Source organism: Corynebacterium glyciniphilum AJ 3170 (assembly GCF_007673095.1).
Classification (GTDB): domain Bacteria; phylum Actinomycetota; class Actinomycetes; order Mycobacteriales; family Mycobacteriaceae; genus Corynebacterium.
In genome coordinates this window covers 1-222 of record NZ_VDYZ01000412.1, presented here as the reverse complement: position 1 = coordinate 222, position 222 = coordinate 1, and the positions used below count along the sequence as shown (strand labels likewise).

Annotated in this window: 1 protein-coding gene; it reads right to left on the bottom strand. The window is 65.3% G+C overall.

The genetic code is table 11. The features are described from left to right. Positions 1–20: 20 nt before the first annotated feature. A partial coding sequence (locus tag FS507_RS20190) for a hypothetical protein (protein WP_186314799.1) occupies positions 21–222 on the bottom strand: 202 nt, incomplete at its 5' end.

Genomic DNA, 222 nt, shown 5'->3' with positions numbered 1-222 from the left:
CCTTCTTCCCCCCCCCCTTCTCACTCTCCCCCAACATCACCACCAACATCACCCCCCACATCATGATCCCCATCATCCACCCCACCACCCACCTCCTCCACCACCTCCACCCCCTCCCCCACCACCACCTCCCCACCACCCATCCTCACCCTCACCTCCTTTCCCTCTCCCACCGCCTCACGCAGCCCGCTCACCACCAACTCCTCCTCCTGCCACATCGCC